This window comes from Aeribacillus sp. FSL K6-2848 (assembly GCF_038004325.1).
GTDB lineage: Bacteria > Bacillota > Bacilli > Bacillales > Aeribacillaceae > Aeribacillus > Aeribacillus composti.
Genome location: NZ_JBBOQQ010000001.1, coordinates 2,414,114 through 2,432,997 on the forward strand (window position 1 = coordinate 2,414,114; position 18,884 = coordinate 2,432,997).

Annotated in this window: 13 protein-coding genes and 2 pseudogenes; 1 reads left to right on the plus strand and 14 read right to left on the minus strand. The window is 40.4% G+C overall.

The annotated features are described in order from the left end of the window. Nucleotides 1–36 precede the first annotated feature (36 nt). The 6 genes and pseudogenes from NSS70_RS11590 to NSS70_RS11615 form a co-directional block, all read right to left on the minus strand. Nucleotides 37–1,563: a tripartite tricarboxylate transporter permease gene (locus NSS70_RS11590; protein WP_063388192.1), complete on the minus strand. Its 1,527-nt coding sequence runs from the start codon at nt 1,561–1,563 to the stop codon at nt 37–39. 15 nt (nt 1,564–1,578) lie between these two features. Further along, nucleotides 1,579–2,034, minus strand: coding sequence for a tripartite tricarboxylate transporter TctB family protein (locus tag NSS70_RS11595; RefSeq protein ID WP_063388193.1), 456 nt, complete (start codon nt 2,032–2,034; stop codon nt 1,579–1,581). 54 nt (nt 2,035–2,088) lie between these two features. After that, the gene (locus NSS70_RS11600; protein WP_445290599.1) at nt 2,089–3,057 is read right to left on the minus strand and encodes a Bug family tripartite tricarboxylate transporter substrate binding protein; all 969 of its coding nucleotides are present in this window, start codon (nt 3,055–3,057) and stop codon (nt 2,089–2,091) included. 1,538 nt (nt 3,058–4,595) lie between these two features. After that, a pseudogene (locus NSS70_RS11605) lies at nt 4,596–4,954 on the minus strand (IS3 family transposase); the annotation flags it as partial. 165 nt (nt 4,955–5,119) lie between these two features. Then, entirely contained in the window at nt 5,120–6,454 is a 1,335-nt protein-coding gene (gene glnA / locus NSS70_RS11610; RefSeq protein WP_063386744.1) for a type I glutamate--ammonia ligase, read from the minus strand. A 48-nt stretch (nt 6,455–6,502) separates the two neighbouring features. After that, complete coding sequence (locus NSS70_RS11615) at nt 6,503–6,910, minus strand: MerR family transcriptional regulator (protein ID WP_063386743.1); 408 nt, start codon at nt 6,908–6,910, stop codon at nt 6,503–6,505. Nucleotides 6,911–7,007: 97 nt separating this feature from the next. Here NSS70_RS11615 and NSS70_RS11620 point away from each other — a divergent pair. Continuing rightward, a pseudogene (locus tag NSS70_RS11620) lies at nt 7,008–7,112 on the plus strand (helix-turn-helix domain-containing protein); the annotation flags it as partial. 7 nt (nt 7,113–7,119) lie between these two features. On the opposite strand, the gene NSS70_RS11625 reads toward NSS70_RS11620, so the two are convergent. The 8 genes from NSS70_RS11625 to cotE all read right to left on the minus strand — a co-directional run bounded on the left by NSS70_RS11625 (nt 7,120) and on the right by cotE (nt 18,859). Further along, nucleotides 7,120–8,388, minus strand: coding sequence for a methionine gamma-lyase family protein (locus NSS70_RS11625; protein ID WP_063386742.1), 1,269 nt, complete (start codon nt 8,386–8,388; stop codon nt 7,120–7,122). A gap of 14 nt (nt 8,389–8,402) precedes the next feature. Continuing rightward, on the minus strand, nt 8,403–9,650 hold the full coding sequence (gene hflX, locus NSS70_RS11630) for a GTPase HflX (protein WP_340881634.1): 1,248 nt from the start codon (nt 9,648–9,650) through the stop codon (nt 8,403–8,405). Between the two features lie 791 nt (nt 9,651–10,441). Beyond that, the gene (gene spoVK / locus NSS70_RS11635) at nt 10,442–11,356 is read right to left on the minus strand and encodes a stage V sporulation protein K (protein ID WP_340882523.1); all 915 of its coding nucleotides are present in this window, start codon (nt 11,354–11,356) and stop codon (nt 10,442–10,444) included. Nucleotides 11,357–11,774: 418 nt separating this feature from the next. Next, complete coding sequence (hfq, locus tag NSS70_RS11640) at nt 11,775–12,002, minus strand: RNA chaperone Hfq (protein ID WP_066246428.1); 228 nt, start codon at nt 12,000–12,002, stop codon at nt 11,775–11,777. Between the two features lie 31 nt (nt 12,003–12,033). Continuing rightward, on the minus strand, nt 12,034–12,990 hold the full coding sequence (gene miaA / locus NSS70_RS11645; RefSeq protein WP_340881636.1) for a tRNA (adenosine(37)-N6)-dimethylallyltransferase MiaA: 957 nt from the start codon (nt 12,988–12,990) through the stop codon (nt 12,034–12,036). Nucleotides 12,991–13,216: 226 nt separating this feature from the next. After that, nucleotides 13,217–15,115, minus strand: a complete 1,899-nt coding sequence (gene mutL / locus NSS70_RS11650; RefSeq protein WP_340881638.1) for a DNA mismatch repair endonuclease MutL — start codon at nt 15,113–15,115, stop codon at nt 13,217–13,219. 9 nt (nt 15,116–15,124) lie between these two features. Next, a complete protein-coding gene (mutS, locus tag NSS70_RS11655) occupies nt 15,125–17,743 on the minus strand; it encodes a DNA mismatch repair protein MutS (protein WP_311066214.1) in 2,619 nt (872 codons plus the stop codon). Between the two features lie 561 nt (nt 17,744–18,304). After that, nucleotides 18,305–18,859, minus strand: coding sequence for an outer spore coat protein CotE (gene cotE, locus NSS70_RS11660; protein ID WP_063386736.1), 555 nt, complete (start codon nt 18,857–18,859; stop codon nt 18,305–18,307). Nucleotides 18,860–18,884 lie beyond the last annotated feature (25 nt).

Below are 18,884 nucleotides of genomic sequence, written 5' to 3' on the forward strand. Positions count from 1 at the left end.
AAGACTATCCGCCAAAAGGCAATAGTCTTTCCCTTATTACATATCTTCATTTACAATAATCGACTTCCCTTTTAATTTCATGATAAATGGCACAACAATCCATAAAAACGCTATGATCAGCAGTACAAGTGAGATTGGTTTTTCAAAAAACACCATAAAATCGCCATTCGACGCTGTAAGTGCTCTTCGCATGTTATTTTCGATCATCGGACCAAGTACCAGCCCTAATACAAGCGGAGCGAGGGGAAAGTCATGTTGTGCCAGCAAATAGCCTAAAAGGCCAAACCCAATGAGTAAAAACACATCAAATATTGTGACTTGCACCGCATAAACACCGAAAACCGAAATCGCAACAATAAGCGGCAGCAAATATTTAGTCGGGGTTTCAATAATTTTAGCAAATATTTTGACAAGAGGCATGTTTAAAATAAGCAGCATCACATTGCCGATAAACATGCTGGCAATAAGCCCCCATGCAACATCTGGATGTTCGTCGAAAAGAAGAGGACCCGGCTGGACGTTATACATAATTAACGCACCCATTAAAATCGCCGTCGTCCCAGAGCCAGGGATTCCGAGCGTCAACAGCGGAATCATCGCCCCTCCTGAAGCGGCATTGTTCGCTGATTCCGGCGCCGCCACGCCGGCAATCGTTCCCTTTCCGAATTTTTCAGGCGTTTTGCTTAATTTCTTTTCCATGATATATGAGAAAAACGAGGCGAGCGTCGCCCCTGCTCCCGGCAATACGCCGACGAAAAAGCCTAGCAGCGATCCGCGCGCAATCGGACCCACGCTTTCTTTTGCTTCTGCTTTCGACGGAAGGATGCGGCCGATTTTTGCGATTTCGCCGTCATTTTTCTCCTTATGAAGAATGGCTTTGAATACTTCTCCTAAGGCAAACAAACCGACCGCTACCGTTAAAAATTCCAAGCCCCCGTATAGAAACGAAATGTTATACGTAAACCGTGCCACACCTGATACATTATCAAGACCAATGGTCGAAAGCAATAAGCCGAAAACGGTCATCATCCACGCTTTTGTCATCGAGTTTCCCGCCAGTCCACTGACAGCAGCCAATCCAAGAAGCATTAAGGAAAAATATTCCGCTGGGCCGAATTTCAACGCTACATTGGAAAGCGGCTCTGCCAACAGCACAAGGGCAATTAAGGAAACGAGCCCGGCGACAAATGAACCGATCGCCGCAATCGCTAAAGCTGCCCCCGCCCTTCCCTGCTTTGCCATTTGATAACCGTCCAATGTCGTTACAACAGAGGAAGATTCTCCAGGCGTATTTAATAAAATCGATGTTGTCGAACCGCCGTACATCGCTCCGTAATAAACACCAGCAAGCAAAATAATTGAGCTTGTCGCCGCTTGAGCTGGGTCAAGACCGGACGTCATTGAAGCGGTTACCGGGATGAGCAGCGCTACCCCGCTCATCGGCCCAATTCCTGGCAGCACTCCTACCGCCGTTCCGATCAGCACTCCAAGAAAGGCGAAAAACAGATTGTGCGGCTGCAATGCGGTCTGAAAGCCATCAATTAAAAATGTCAATGCATCCATACTTTTCTACCTCCTTTACTGCAACCAAATTGGCCAGCTAGGCAACGTTCCTTGCAACAGCTTGACGTATAGCCCGTATACCCCTAGAGAAAAACAAGCGGCAAACAACACCGATTTCCACAGCCCACCTTTTTCCATTGCCTGAAATCCAATAACAAGAAAGACAAAAGTGGTAATCACATAGCCGACTGTTTCTAATAAAGCGGCATAGAAAACGGCGGCAAGTAAAATGATGAAAAACTTTTTATATTGCAGCGGCAGCTTTTCGCTTTCTGAGTGCGCATATTTTGCTGTTTCGAAGAGCAGTTTAATGCTTAATAACACAAGAATAAGTCCTAGCAAAAATGGAAACACGTTTGGTCCGACGGCACTCCCATACGCACTTTTCGAGATTCGCAGACTTTCCACCATAAACAAAGCTCCAACAGCCAAAAAGGTGATGGCAGCAATGCGATCAAACGTTTTACTCACTCACATCCCTCCATTCTTGTTATAAAGATGGGGAAGAATTCTCTCCCCGTCCACTTACTTATGCATTCCGAGCGATTTTAACATGTCGCTAATAAGCTGTTCTTGTTCTTGTAAAAATTGTGTAAATTCTTTGGAACCTTTGTACTCAGGCTCCCAGCCTTGTTTTGTTAACTCCTCTTTCCATTTTTCATGCTCAGACAATTTTTTGAATGTATTTTCCCAAAACTTTTTCGCATCGTCAGACATTTGTTTTGGACCAAAGACGCCGCGCCAAATTGTAAATTCCGCATCAATGCCAAGCTCTTTTAACGTCGGTACGTCCTTCAAAACACCGTCAAGACGTTCCGGCGCTGAGACAGCAAGCACCCGCACTTTTCCTGCTTTTACATATTCCCCGACAGAAGAAGCATCGGTTGCAATGACATCGGTATTTCCGCCAAGCAGCGCTGCAATTGCTTCCCCTCCGCCATCGTATGACACGTATTTCACTATTTTCGGATCAATACCGGATTTATAAATAGGAAGAATCGCAACCAAATGATCCATAGATCCTGGTGCAGATCCGCCGGCAACCGTCACCGATTTCGGATTTTGCTTAATCGCATCCAATAATTGAGACATCGACTGAAATTTCGAATCCGCTCTGACCACGATCGCTCCAAAATCTTTGGTTAGTTGGGCAAGCGGTGTTGTATCTTTATAACCATATGGACTGTTCCCTTCCGCTTTTAAGTTGTTAATAATGATCGGCGGGGAGTTGACAAACAGCTTATAATCATTGTTTTTATCTTGTGTCGCATATTCTGCCATAAACACGGTTCCTCCACCGCCCGGTTTATTCTCTACCGTCATCGTTTGCTTCACCAGATTTGTTTCATCCAATATTTTCGTAATCGCTCTTGCTGTTAAATCCCAGCCGCCCCCAGCACCTGAAGGAGCGACAAACATAATCGGTTTTGTTGGATAATTTTCTTGTTTGTTAGATGATTTTGTCGTCGCAGTACTTCCGCAAGCCGCCAGCATCACCGCGACAATCCCCATCACTAGAAAGAACCACCACTTTTTCATTTCAACAGTACCCCCTCGTTTTTTTGACAGCGTTTACATTTTCAAAGGTATTATAGCAGCAATTTTCTGAATAATGTTTTTTTGCAAATAAAAATAATTATGTGCATTTTGTTCATGAAAATAGAAAAAAACCTGTCCCCGACTGATGTGGCAAAGAACAGGTTAAATTACAAAAGGATGGCCTTCTTCTCAAATAGAGCCTCGTCTACTCTGGATTTTGAATAGTTTGTTGTAAGGTGAAGGTTTACTTGTCGTTTTATAAGTAACAGAAATAACGGAGCAATTCCTTCGGTTAAACCGCATAATATTACACGGCTGATCCGATCAAATGATTATTCGTCCCAAGTTTGCGGATTGGAGAACGCAACCCGGACGACTTCGTCGGAAATGAAACATTTAAGCGTTGAAGGATTTTTGAATATGGATTCATATGCGCTCTACAGTTTTTTTTCGTCTAGCATTCGATTGGCTGCAGTTTAACTTCTTTCTTCCCGATTGGTACGATCCGGACGAGCTTCCTCGTCTTTCATGGTGTTCCATTCTTTCGCTTTCTTTTACTTTTTACTTACGAATTTCATAGTTTTGAAGCTATCACTTTTGAATACATTTTTTATAAGATTGGCCGTTATCTTTCACAAGTCTGTGCATAATTTCCTGCTGGATTGTAGAGATGATCGCTATAAAAATAGATATGTGATTTCTTTTTCTTGAAAAAGTATAGCTTGTATATCATGAAAATACTTCAATTCTGAAAGATGGATAAAATGTTCCTGTCTACTTGACATGGGTCACTTCACATTGGCCGTGCTTTTTTGGTTAAAATTTTTCTTCATAGTTAAGATAAAAACAAAGAGATTCGCATTCCTGATGCGTTCAGGAGAGCAACGTTTCAATTCCTCATAGTTAAGATAAAAACCTTCTCCCCAGACTTCTTCCGTTCCTGGAATTGGATTGTTTCAATTCCTCATAGTTAAGATAAAAACTCTCATCTCGTCAGATATTTTCGAAAGAACTTCTTGTTTCAATTCCTCATAGTTAAGATAAAAACGGTGTCACACCAGTAATATCAAGTGATTCGCATATATGTTTCAATTCCTCATAGTTAAGATAAAAACCCCCAAAAAACGTTGTTAAATAAGCATTTCATTTTTAATGCTTGACTGGTTATTTTTATTTTAGCGAAAAGTGGAATTTTTATCAAATCTTTGATTTGCATGGGCTCAATGAAGATTTGAAAGAGTCGTCGACCCCCCGGGGATTTTTGCACGATTGGGGGTCGACGACTCTTTTTTATTTCCGTTTAAAACAGATTTCAAAGTTTGCCTGCCGACAATGAAATCCATGTTGTATCAACCATTTTACATGACCCATCTGTTTTAATAAAGTAAACATCCGGCTCATTCCCTTCTCATTCAATTGAAGGAAGAGTGAGACCATATTTAACATTTCATTCAGGAAAATTGGTTTAGGTCTATTCGATCGGTTCCTACGATCTAAAATAAGAACATGATCTGAAAAATGATTGGTGATTTTTTCTGTTTGAGGTGTTTCTCTTTGTACTCCAGCGGGCTTAAATACCCAAGTGTTCCATGAATTCTAATATATTAAACCAATGAACATAATCATCTAATTTCAGTTTCAATCGGTCTAAATTTCCGAAATATTTTTTAACAAATTCTGTTTTGATAATTTTAAAGGTTGCTTCAGCTACTGCGTTGTCATAGGGACAACCCTTCATGCTTAACGACCGATTAATCTAAAAAATATCTAGAGCTTCATCAATTGTCTTGTTCTTGAATTCATTGCCTCTGTCTGTGTGGAATAATTGAATTTGCCGTAAATCTGCTTTCACGGTTGATCAAGATTCGATGCGTAAATATGAAGAATACACCTCATCATCAATTATGGAGTAATTTTTTTCAATTTTTGTGGGTGCTTTTTATTGAAAGTTAGATTTATTGTTTTCACCCACAAATATAAAACCCCTCCAACGCTTGAGCGTCAAGGGGTTTCGGGATTAATATTGAGTGATGTATTGTTCGCGCTCCCATGGGTGCACTTGTGTGCGGAACATATCCCATTCGATCTCTTTTGCTTCGACGAAATGTTCGAATAAATGGGATCCTAAAGCACTGACAATGACTTCGTTTTGTTTTAAGTTTTCAAGTGCCTCATATAATGTTGCTGGAAGGTCGACAATGCCGTTTTCGATGCGTTCTTCTTTTGTCATCACATAAATGTTGCGATCTACTGGTTTTGGCGGAGTTAATTTGTTTTTAATGCCATCGAGACCAGCTTTCAAAAGTACAGCCATGGCAAGGTATGGGTTTGCAGATGGGTCAACGCTGCGCACTTCAATACGAGTGCTCATGCCGCGAGATGCAGGAATCCGGATTAACGGGCTTCTGTTGCGGCCGGACCATGCAACATAGCAAGGAGCTTCGTAGCCAGGCACTAAACGTTTGTAAGAGTTGACAGTTGGGTTTGTCACAGCTGTAAAGCTTGTTGCATGTTTGATGACACCTGCAATGAATTGTAAAGCTGTTTCGCTTAATCCATCTTCTGTATTTGGATCGTAGAATGCATTTTCACCATTGCGGAATAAAGAAAGGTTGCAGTGCATACCTGAACCGTTGACGCCGAACAATGGTTTTGGCATGAATGTTGCGTGCAAGCCGTGTTTACGGGCAATGGTTTTCACAACAAGCTTAAATGTTTGAATGTCATCACAAGCTTTGATGGCATCTGCATATTTAAAGTCAATTTCATGCTGACCAGGTGCTACTTCGTGGTGGGAAGCTTCGATTTCAAATCCCATTTCCTCAAGCTCCAACACAATGTCGCGGCGGCAGTTCTCGCCTAAATCAGTCGGCGCAAGGTCAAAATATCCGCCATTATCATTCAATTCTAATGTTGGTTCACCCTTTTCATCCAGTTTGAATAAGAAAAATTCCGGCTCAGCACCTAAATTAAATGCTGTAAATCCGAGCTCTTCCATTTCCTTCAGCACTCGTTTTAAGTTGTTGCGCGGATCTCCTTCAAAAGGCGTTCCATCAGGATTATAAATATCGCAAATTAAGCGGGCAACTTTCCCTTTTTCCGCTGTCCATGGGAAAATGACAAACGTATCTAAATCAGGATACAGATACATATCAGATTCCTCAATGCGGACAAATCCTTCAATAGATGATCCGTCAAACATCATTTTGTTATCCAACGCTTTTTCTAATTGGGAAACAGGGATTTCAACGTTTTTAATCGTTCCCAAAATGTCAGTGAACTGCAGGCGGATAAATTTTACGTTTTCTTCTTGGACTAAACGAATAATATCTTCTTTTGTGTACTTTGGCATATTATTTCTCCTCTCATATATAAAAAATAAATTTATATAGCGATATTATCAATGAAAGAACCGTGAAAGGTCTCCTTGTCTTAATGTTGCACGGTTCATTCTTCCAGCATGGAGAAGTTCTTCCTTTAATAGTTTGCGAAGTTCGGCATCAGATAAATCTGATTTTTCTTTTGCCAATGAGGATCTTTCGAAAGTTTGTCTTTCTTGTTCGTTTTCTTTATACGCAAATATTTGCTTAATACCTGCCATATTGACACCCTGCTCAATCAACGATTTAATTTCAAGCAATCTATCGACATCATTGAAGGAAAATAACCGGCGATTGCCTTCCGTTCTCGCAGGGGAAATAAGACCATGTTCTTCATAATATCTTATTTGTCTGGCAGATAGTTCCGTCAGCTGTTTTACGATGCTGATTGGAAACAACGGCATGGAACGGCGGTCTTGATCATTCATGCTCTTTTAGCCCCTCCTTCCTTTTGCTTATCTACATTATAGATGAATGTAAGATATCATGTCAATATAATGTCACAAAATTTAACATGGTTTTTTACAAGGAAAACTTTATCGTTTGACTGCCCATTTAACGAATCGAGAATTGGCAAATATGATCGGAACTACCCTAGAAACCGTAAGCAGAACGCTGAACCAGATGAAATGTTTTTTTATAGTTCGACTAATCGTTTTTCTATTAATTCATTAACGGCATGGAAAATAGCGATTTTGACATGTTCAAACGTCAAGCCTCCCTGCACATATGCCACATATGGAGGACGAATCGGTCCATCCGCTGAAAGCTCGATGCTGGAACCTTGGACAAAAGTCCCGGCCGCCATGATGACTTGATCGCTATAACCCGGCATTTCATTTGGAACCGGTGTTACATGCGAGTTTATGGGCGATGCAGATTGAATCGCTTGGCAAAACGCAATCATCATATCTGCATTATCAAACTGAACGGACTGAACTAGATCTGATCTTTTCTCATTCCAGCTAGGATTGACTCGCAACCCGATTTCTTCCAGCATTGCAGCGGTAAAAATCGCTCCTTTTAGCGCTTGTCCAACAACATGCGGAGCGAGAAAAATACCTTGAAACATCTCATGAAGACTGTAAAGCATTGCACCGGCTTCCCTTCCGATACCTGGCGAAGTGAGCCGGTACGCGCAAGCTTCCACGAGCTCTTCTTTTCCAACGATGTATCCTCCCGTTTTCACAAGCCCTCCTCCAGGATTTTTTATAAGAGAGCCTGCAATAAGATCAGCACCTGCATGTCCCGGCTCCTGATCTTCGGTAAACTCACCGTAGCAATTATCGACAAAAACAACAATTTTTTCATTGATTGATTTGATGAAAGAAACCATTTCCTTAATTTCCTGAATGGAAAATGACGGTCTGACATCATATCCTCTAGAACGCTGAATTCCGATCATTTTTGTTTTATCACTGATTGCCGCTTTTACTCGGTCAAAATCAACTCGTCCTTCAGGAGTCAGATCAATTGTTTGATAAGAAATGCCAAATTCTTTTAAAGAGCCTGTCCCCTTTCCGCGGATACCGACAATTTCTTCAAGCGTATCATACGGCTTTCCGGTAATATAGATGAGTTCATCGCCGGGCCTTAATACGCCGAAGAGAGCCGTTGAAATGGCGTGTGTACCAGAAATGATTTGCGGCCGGACAAGTCCTTTTTCACATCCAAAAATATCAGCATAAACATCTTCCAATGTATCCCTGCCGATATCATCATATCCGTATCCTGTTGAGGGAATAAAGTGGGAATCGCTCACCCGATGCTTTTGAAAGCTTCTGAGCACGCGAAGCTGATTTACTTCCACTACTTTGTCAATTTCTTCGTGAAATGGTTTTATTTTTTTTTCTACTTTTTGAGCTATGTCCATAATTTTTTTTCCATGTGTAAAATATTGAAACATCTGTAAAACCCTTTCTACTTATTCTTCATAATTTGATCATATACTGGATGGTCGCGAAACACTAGACCAGAAACGATATAGTGCTGATTTTGTTCGTCAAATTGCAAGGTTGAAACGAGCGTATTTGCTTTTAACAACGATAGACGTTTCCCATCACCTGTTGGAACGGAGACAACGTAAGGATGCATTTTTTTCTTTAATTTTTCTTCAATAGCTGTTTTTAACCGTTCTATATCTTCGTCACAAAAAGCAGAAATGACAATATAGTCTTCCTTTAAAGAAGGAAAGAAATGCTCTAGTTGTTGATCTTTTTTATTGTACACTGTTAAAACAGGCAATCCGTCCGTTCCTAATTCTTTTAATAATTCATTCACAGTGTTTTCATGCTGAATATAGTCAGGATGAGAGCTGTCGACGATATGTAAAAGCAAATCTGCTTCCTTTATTTCTTCTAACGTAGAACGAAAAGCAGCGATAAGGCTTGTTGGCAGCTGCTGGATAAAGCCGACAGTATCAGTCATGAGCACCTTCATGCCGGATGGGAGAAACATTTTCCTTGTCATAGGATCCAATGTGGCAAACACCATATCCTCCTGAAATGAATCAGCAGCTGTCAGCTTATTGAACAGCGTTGACTTTCCTGCGTTGGTATAGCCAACAAGAGCGATTTGAGTTTGATGATTTCTCTTTCTTTGCGAACGATAACGCTCGCGATGGGAAACAATATAGGACAGCTGTTGTTTTATATCGTGAATGCGATTTCGGATGTGCCTTTGATCCGTTTCAAGCTTCGTTTCTCCCGGACCTCTTGTCCCGATTCCTCCTCCTTGCCGAGATAGATTCAATCCATGTCCCGAAAGTCTCGGAAGCAAATATTCAAGCTGTGCCAGTTCAACTTGAAGTTTCCCTTCTCTTGACTTCGCCCTTTTTGAAAAAATGTCCAAAATTAGCTGAGTCCGATCGATCACTTTTACCTCTAACAGACGAGCTAAATTTCGCAGCTGGCTGGGCGACAGCTCATTATTGAAAATAACGGTATTTGCCTCTGTCGTTTCGATAAGCTGTTTAATCTCATCAACTTTTCCTTTTCCAATATATGTAGATGGTTCGGCCCTCAATCGATTTTGTGTGCAAACAGCTGCGACTTGGCCGCCCGCAGCAGCCGTGAGCGATTTCAGCTCTTCCATTAAATAAAAAAACTGTTCTTCATCGGTTTCCATGAACTTGACGCCAACGAGAATCACCTGTTCTTTCTCTTCCACTCGTCTTCTTCCTCCAATTATGCTGCAAATTTATAAGCTATGCGTTATGAATTAAACCTTCGATAAACGGTTCAATGGTAAGGTTATCAAATTTAAATCATCTTTAGTGCACTTTAAGACAAAAGAAACGTATTGAATTCAAAAGTAAGATGATCAAACTCAATTTATCTTCAGCACATTTCAAAACAAAACGTACTGAGTTCAAATCCAAATCATCTTCAGCACACTTCAACACTAGAAACGTTTCTAAGTTCAAAATTAGGATACAAACTCCAATCATCCTTAGCGTACTTCAAGACAATAACGTACTCTGTTCAAAGTTAGGATCATTTAGCACATTTCAACTTTAGAAACATTATTAAGTTCAAAGGTAGGATGATCAAACTCAATTCATCTTCAGCACATTTCAAAACAAAACGTACAGAGTTCAAATTCAAATCATCTTCAGCACACTTCAAGACTAGAAACGTTGCTAAGTTCAATGTTAGGACTCAACTAAATCATCTTCAGTATGCTTTAAAAACAGAAACGTATTGAGTCAAAATAAAGATTATCAAACTTAAATCATCAACGCACTTCAACGCTAGAAAAATTTATTGAGTCAACGTTAAGAGTATCAAATTCTAATCGTTTCAGCCAATTAAATGGCTGCCGTCATTCTTTTCTAAACTATGTGAGAAAAATAAACGAATTTGTGTAAATTATGTGCAGCAATGAAACAGGAGCTTTCTTCAAAGCCCATTTAAATAAAGATTCTTTTCAATAATCAAGCAAAGCAGCCTAGGGGCTGCTTATACGTTTAATATTAAATCTTCTTCTTTTACAAGAAGCAAATCTTCCTTGCCAAACTTATCAGAAAGCAGGAGCCTCATTGCCTGTGCCCGTATAGATTTTTCGATAATGTTGCGAACATATCTTCCATTTGAAAAGTTCGTTGGGTGAGTCGCATATTTCACTTTTAGCAAATGCTCTTTCAATTTGCATTCAGCTCCATGGCTAAATCGATACTCTTTGTCCTTCATCATTAATTTTGCTATTTCCATCAGCTCATCGACTGAATAGTCTGGGAAATCAACTACGATCGGAAAACGGGATTCGAGTCCGGGATTTAAAGATAAAAAACGATCCATTTCCCTTGGATATCCAGCTAAAATTAACACAAAATCATGCTGTCTGTCTTCCATATGTTTGACAAGGGTGTCAATTGCTTCTTTTCCGAAATCTTTTTCTCCTCCGCGGGCTAAACTGTATGCCTCATCAATAAAAAGAATTCCGCCAAGTGATTTTTTGATCAAATCGCGCGTTTTTTGTGCTGTATGGCCGATATATTCACCTACTAAATCAGCCCGCTCCGCTTCAATTAAGTGTCCTTTCGATAAAACATTCATTTGGAAAAAAAGCTTTCCGATCAATCGCGCGATCGTTGTTTTTCCCGTTCCGGGATTCCCTTTAAACAGCATATGAAGCGCTTGCCTTCCGGTTTTTAACCCCTGTTCTTCTCTTTTTTTATTCACAAAAATCCATGCATATATTTCCTTTAATAATCTTTTCACTTCTTCCATTCCAACTAATGCGCCCATCTCCTGTTCGATCTCTTTTAATACACTGTGTTCGACAGCCGCTTTGGAAATGGAAAGATCATATGTCGTGATTTTTTCCTTCTTACCTTCAAGTTCAGTTTTGCTTTGTCCTAAGACAATATTCATTTGGCCGTTATTTTTGAAGGTGACCGCTCGCTCCACAGGCTTCACCTCATTTTTATATTTATCTTCTAAATTACATCTACTTTGTTTAAAGGAACATGTCATGGAAAAAGGTTGTTATTATTAATATTTATGCTGAAAGCCAAGTAGTACAAACCTTCTTTTCATCTATGTCTTCATAAAAACTAAGCAGTATTTTTCTGAAGCCTGGGTGGCTTGCGGCCTGGACAAGTACAGATTCTAGGACAGGTCAGTTAAATATTAGCGAAGGGCAAAAATAACGACCATTCAAATTATCTGCGTTTAGACGATAATTAGGAAAACATGGATTGAAGATAGAAAAATACCTGACATATCGGAACCGCTGCCACGAAACCTTTCCTTCTCATGAAAAAACCGGAGATCATCTCCGGTTTTTTCGTCATGCTTCAATGTCAATTTGTACATTTCTTTGCGGTGCAAATGTTGAGATCGCATGCTTGTAAATGAGCTGCTGTTTTCCCTCTGATTCGATGAGGACCGTAAAATTATCAAATGCTTTTACTTGTCCTCTAATTTGGAAACCGTTTAATAAAAACACGGTCACGTAAGTGCCATCTTTTCGTAACTGATTTAACACTTGATCTTGAATGTTTATCGGTTGCTTCATCATTCGTCCTCCTCATATCCTCTATAATTTATTATTTCTTCTCAGAAAGAAGCTTTCCTGCTATATAATGAAAAATTTCACTAACTTTTTCTTCCATCGAGACAGGCGGAGTCATATCAAACCATTTGACATTCATTTTGTTTCGAAACCATGTTAGTTGCCTTTTCGCATATCTTCTTGTGTTTTTTTTCAACGTTTCAATTGCTTCTGCAAGAGAAGCCTTGCCATCAAAAAAATCGTATAATTCTTTATATCCAATCGCCTGCGCAGATTGTACACCGCGAACTCCAGAATCATACAGCGATTTTGCTTCTTCAATCAAACCTTCCTCAATCATTTCGTCAACTCTTTTATCAATGCGTTGATACAATACATCGCGGTCCATCGTAAGGCCGATAATGGCGGTATGATAGCGCTCATTTGCTTCATGCGTCTTTATATGCTCACTCATTTTTTTTCCTGTTTTATAGAAAATTTCTAAAGCACGGATGACTCTCCTAGCATTGTTTGGATGAATTCGTTCCGCACTGTCAGGGTCGATTTCCTGTAAACGCTCGTATAATGCTAAATTCCCATGCTCATGCAAAAAATTTTCCAGTTCTTTTCTTATTTCAGGGTCAGATTGAATATCGGAAAATTGGTAATCATCATATAGAACCGCTTGAATGTACAAGCCTGTTCCCCCAACAATCATCGGCATTTTTCCGCGCTTAGTTATCGAGGCAATTGCTTTTCTCGCAAGCTTTTGAAACTCGGCAACGGAGAATTCTTCCGAAGGATTCTTTAAGTCAATTAAATGATGGGGGATTCCTTCCATTTCATGCTCTTTTATCTTTGCTGTTCCGATATCCATTCCTTTATAAATCTGCATGGAATCGCCGCTGATAATTTCGCCGTTTAATTTTTTGGCTAATTCAATGCTTAGTTTCGTCTTTCCGACAGCAGTTGGGCCAATTAAAACAACAAGTCTATCCTTTTCTTCTTCCATATTGACCACACTTTCAAAAAATACTCACTGTTTCATCGTATCATGATTTTTAAGAAAACACCAATGTATTATACCCTTTTTCATCATAGAGTATACTCTTTTCAATTGATTTCATATTCTCTTTATACTGCTCTAATCCGAAAAAAACAACTCTTGTCCAATCATTGCTCTCATCTCCATTTACCTCATAACTTGACAACGATCTTTTACATGCTGCAGAAAACTATTACATAACCCTCTTAAACATTTTTTCGAGCTCATAGGTGGAAAAATGAATGATGATCGGCCGGCCATGAGGGCAAGTAAATGGATCTGACGCTTTTCTTAGCGATTCTAGCAACGCGAATATTTCTTCATTGTTTAAATATTGATTCGCTTTAATTGATCCTTTGCAGCTCATCATGATGGCTGCATCTTCTCTAAGCTTGTGGATATCCGTCTTTTTTTCATCAAGCACCTGCTGGATCAGCTCTTCAATAATTTCTTTTTCTTCACCTTGCGGAAACCATGTTGGATGAGATCGAATGATATAGGTGTTCGGTCCAAAATTCTCCAAAAACACTCCGACCTTTGCCAGCTCTTCTTTATGCTCTTCGATCACCATGACTTCATCAGAGGAAAAGCTCAGTGTAAGGGGAACAAGCATTTCCTGCACTTCGCTCGCCACTTCCCCAACTTTTTCGCGAAAATATTCATATTTGATTCTTTCTTGGGCAGCATGCTGATCGATTATATATAATCCTTTTTCATTTTGCGCCAAAATGTATGTGCCGTGCATCTGTCCAATTGGATACATTGGAGGAACTCGGCTTTCATCCAACCTATTATTGTCCGAATCCTTCTCTTTATGTTCTTCGTTGTTATTTGGCAAATGCTCTTGTACTTCAGCTTCTCCATTGACAACTGGAGGTTCAGCTATTTTTTTAGAGGAAAAGGATTGTTGCTGCTCTTCATCCGCTCCTCTATGATCAATCGCATACAAATCATCTTCGTTCCATTGATTGTCAGCCGTTTTTGGTTGAAACGTCCATTCTGGATCCTGTTTTTCCTCTTTGATCAGATGTTCAAATTGGATCTCCTGCTGCACGTTTACCGGGTGCTCTTTTTTCTTTTTGACTGTATCAGAGGTTGGGATAAGCTCTTTTTTCTTAAATGCATCCTGGATGCCTTTTGCGATGACTTCAAATAATTCCGCTTCTTTGCTGATTCTGACCTCCAGTTTGGCAGGATGAACATTTACGTCCACTAAGATCGGATCCATTTCAATATGAAGATAGACGACCGGAAAACGCCCTATAGGCAGGAGCGTATGGTACCCTTCTTCCACCGCCTTCGTAATGGAATGATTTTTAATAAATCTCCCGTTGATCATCGTAGAAATATAGTTTTTGGATGCTCTTGTCACTTCCGGCAACGATAAATAGCCGCGTATGTCAAAATCAAGCGAACGGAAATGGACTGGAAACATTTTTTTCGCAATGGGAACCCCGTAAATCGCTGCAAGAACTTGCCTTACATCTCCTTTTCCGTTCGTATATAGAAGCCGCCGGCCGTTATGCGTAAATTTAAACGATATGTTTGGATAGCTCAGCGCAAGGCGATTGACTATGTCGGTTATTCTACCAAGCTCCGTATTCAAGCTTTTCATATACTTCAATCGCGCCGGCGTATTGAAAAACAGGTTCGTGACCGTAATGTCCGTTCCTTTTCGACTTGATGCTGTCTCTTTTGCTGTTACCTTCCCGCCGATTAAAGTAATTTTCGTCCCGGGTTTATCCCCAGTGCTAGTTTTCATTTCCAGATGAGAAACGGCGGCAATCGAAGGCAGCGCTTCGCCCCGGAAGCCGAGAGTTCGGATGCGGAATAAATCCGCTTCATCTTTAATTTTGCTTGTTGCATGCCGCTTAAACGCCTTTTCGCAATCATCTGGCTCCATTCCGTCCCCATTGTCCACGACGCGAATTTTGCTCAAACCGCCTTCTTCCGCCTCAATTTCTATCACTGTGCTGTTTGCATCAATCGCATTTTCGACTAGTTCTTTCACAACAGAAGCCGGCCGCTCCACGACTTCCCCAGCGGCAATTTTGTTGGATAAACTAGCATCCATAAGGATGATTTTTCCCATCATCATCACCTATTTCAATTTCTTTTGGATGTCATACAGTGTGTTTAATGCTTCAAGAGGCGTCATATCCAATAGATCTAAGGAAGAAATGATGGAGAGCACCTCTTTTTCCTTTGATGAAAGCTTTTTCCCTGCCGGCTCTTTTTTCTTCTCTGCTATTTCATCGCCGAATAAAGAAAGCTGGCTTGGCTCCGCAGAATACTCGATGCTCCGTTCCACCGAATGCTCGATGACGGATGGTGTATGTTTCTCTTTCTGATTGTCTCCTTCCAGTTTGCTCAATATTTCTTTTGCCCTTTGGATAAGAATTTCAGGAAGCTCCGCAAGCTCAGCAACATGAATTCCGTAGCTTTGATCAGCCGCCCCTTCATCCACTTTATGGAGAAAAACAACCTTTCCGTTTTCCTCTATTGCCTTAACATGGACGTTCTGCACATTTTGCAATTCATCTCCGAGCACGGTTAATTCGTGATAATGGGTCGAGAACAATGTTTTGGCTCCGATGTGGTCGTGAATGTATTCGATTATCGCTTGAGCAAGCGCCATGCCGTCATATGTCGATGTCCCGCGCCCGATTTCATCAAATAAGATCAAGCTTTGATTCGTGGCATGTACAATCGCATTTTTGGCTTCCAGCATTTCCACCATAAACGTACTTTGCCCTGATACTAAATCGTCCGCCGCTCCAATTCTAGTAAAAATTTGGTCAAAGATCGGCAGAACCGCTTCGCTGGCAGGGACAAAGCAGCCGATTTGCGCCAAAACAGCCGTTAAAGCAATTTGCCGCATGTACGTACTTTTTCCTGACATGTTTGGACCGGTAATTAAAAGAATGTTCCTTCCTTCTTTCATCCAGCAATCATTCGGAACATAGTTTTCGGATTCCATCACTTTTTCTACGACTGGATGACGACCATCTTTAATGTAAAGCTCGGAGTCGGAAAAGGACGGTTTCGTATAATGTCGTTCTTCGCTGATTACAGCAAAGCATTGCAGGCAGTCAAGCTCGGCAATCTTTTTAGCCAAGAGCTGCAATCTAGGAATATATTGCTTTACTTCGTCGCGAATTTGCACGAACAATTCATACTCAAGATCAACGATTTTTTCTTCCGCTTCTAAAATCAACGCTTCTTTCTCTTTCAGCTCTGGTGTCACATAACGTTCGGCATTGGCCAGCGTCTGTTTCCGTTCATATCTTCCTTCATCCAAAAGATGAAGATTCGCTTTCGTTACTTCAATATAATATCCAAACACTTTGTTGTAGCCGATTTTAAGCGATTTAATTCCTGTCAGCTCTCTTTCTCTCTTTTCCAGCTCTGCTATCCACGTTTTTCCGTTTCTCGCTGCATCTCTGTAGCGATCCAATTCTTCGTTAAATCCGTCCTTAATGATGTTCCCCTCTTTGACTGAAATCGGCGGGTTTTCGATGATCGCTTTTTGAAGCAACTCCTTCAAGCTTTCACAAGGATCAATTTCTTTTTTTATTTGCTCCGAATCAGCAATTCCTAACGAAGCAACGATTGAGCGGATCTCAGGAATTTTTTCAAGCGACTTTTTCAATTGAATCAGATCTCTTGCGTTTGCATTTCCGAACGCAATTTTTCCTGACAGTCTTTCTAAGTCGTATACTTCCTTCAGCAATTCCCTTAGTTCTTCTCTTTCGATATAGCGGTCGATCAACATTCCAACGATATTTTGCCGCTTTTCAATTTCTTTTTTGTCAATAAGCGGACGGTCAATCCATTGCTTCAGCAGACGCGCGCCCATAGCTGTTTTCGTCTCATCTAACAGCCAAAGAAGAGAGCCTTTTTTTCCTTTCGACCGAATCGTCTCGGTCAGCTCCAAATTTCTTTTCGAGTACATATCAATTTTTAAATATTGATTTAATTGATAAAACTCCACCTTTTGCAAATGCTCAAGCGTCCGTTTTTGCGTCCGTTCTAAATAGTTGTATAGCCTTGCAAACGTTATTTTCAGCCGCTGATCTTGCAAATGTCCTGCAATGCTGTCTAATTTTTCAAGATAAGCTGCGTCTTTTTCAATCGAAAATGTCACAGGCTGTCTTTCTAATATCATTTTTTTTAGTTTCTCAGGAAAATCATCTGCCACTACAATCTCTTTCACTTGGCGGGAATAAAGCTCTCCCAAGCAGTCCTCCATTGTGGAGAGAAGGGTGACATATGATTCCCCTGTCGTAATATCTGTCAAAGCTAAGCCGAAAAGCGCTTCAAAGACCGTAACGGAAGCAATATATTGGTTGTCTTTCTCGCCTAGCCCTTTTCCTTCCATTAATGTCCCTGGTGTAATGAGCTGAACGACTTCCCGCTTCACAACACCTTTTGCTTGTTTCGGATCTTCTGTTTGTTCACAAATCGCCACCTTATAGCCCTTTTCAATGAGCTGTTCGATGTAGCTTGAGGCTGAGTGATACGGCACCCCGCACATTGGGATTCTTTCCTCGCCCCCGCCATCACGGCTTGTTAACGTAATTTCCAATTCTTGAGAAGCCTTGATGGCATCCTCAAAAAACATTTCATAAAAATCGCCTAAACGAAAAAATAAAAAGGCATCCTGATAGTCTGCCTTGATGTTTAAATATTGCTGTATCATTGGCGTGTATTGTGCCATGTTCATCCCCCGACTGTATGTAAAAGTTAACATCTTTTATTATAGCACAAACTCTTTATTCCGAAAAAAACTTATTCGCTCAAATAACCTATGACAAAACAATAAAACTAAAAAGCACATACATGATTATTCGCAAATTTGTTTATTGCGTCAACCTTTGACATAAATGTTCATGATTAATGGCGGATTTGTTTATTCCTTTAAACTTTTGACATAAAAAATTAAGAAACAGGTGCGTGATTATCGCAAATTAGTTTATTCCGCCAAACCTTTGACATAAAAAACAGGAAGCAAGGGCACGATTATTCGTAGATTGTTTATTCCGTCAAACATTTGCCGAAAAAACAAGGAACCCAGCGAGCGATTATCGCAAAATTAGTTTTTCCCGTCAAATCTTTGACATAAAAAACAGGAAGCAAGGGCACGATTATTCGCAGATTATTTATTCCGTCAAACATTTGACTAAAAAACAAGGAAACCAGTGCGCGATTATCGCAAATTAGTTTTTTCCATCAAATCTTTGACATAAAAAAACTAGGAAGCAGCCCTCCTAGTTTTTCATTATTCTTCTGGTTCACCTTCTAAAAGCTCTGGCGTTAAATCTTCTATTTCATCCTCTAAATCCTCTTCCCAATCATCCCATTCCTCATCGGATTCAGACAAGTTGTTAGGATGGACGGAGACAACCACTTTCGTTTCTCCGATGACCTCTGCTAAAAATTCTCTTTCTACTTGAACCACAATGTTTTCGCCGTTTGGAGAAATGGTGACTTCCAGACAATTCGGCTGCTGCAAAACACGGGCAACCACTTCGTTCTCGTCATCTAAATAGTTGTCATCTTTATATCGTAATTTTAACACATCTGTATACTTGACACGCTCTGTAACTACTTCTGTTTTCGTATTTTCATCAAATGAATACCAAACGTTAATATCATATGTTCCCTCGATTTCAACTGTTTTCCCCCGTTTTTGCGCATCATATTTATGGTTAATAATCCAACCACCCAAAATACTTGCTGGTTTCTTCTCAGGACTAATCGTATGTGTTGCTTGAGTAAACTTTCGACCTTTTGCTACTACCGCTTTCGTTATGATTTCCCTATATTCTGCCATTTGCCAAACCCTCCTCAAAACGATC